The following is a 206-nucleotide window of genomic DNA, read 5'->3' as shown; positions in this document are numbered from 1 at the left end:
ACCAGCTTCGTCAGCTGGGCCAGCACCGCGGCCAGTTACGGCACCTTCAGCGATACCGGCAATGGCACCTACAGCTACCTGCTGGATACCGACAACCCTGCGGTGCAGGGCCTGGACACTGGCGAGAGCCTGACCGAGACCTTCACCTACACCATGCAGGACGCCGATGGCGATACCGACACCGCGACCCTGACCATCACCATCAA

At 62.6% G+C, this 206-nt stretch carries 1 protein-coding gene; it reads left to right on the top strand.

What is annotated here, in order from left to right; all coding sequences use genetic code 11:
* On the top strand, positions 1–206 hold a 206-nt coding region (locus tag PH586_RS23570), incomplete at both ends, for a VCBS domain-containing protein (RefSeq protein ID WP_271350230.1).

It is taken from the genome of Pseudomonas aestuarii, from assembly GCF_027988105.1.
Lineage (GTDB): Bacteria > Pseudomonadota > Gammaproteobacteria > Pseudomonadales > Pseudomonadaceae > Aquipseudomonas > Aquipseudomonas aestuarii.
The sequence above is the reverse complement of the archived record's forward strand: the minus strand, read 5'-3'. Positions and strand labels throughout refer to the sequence as shown.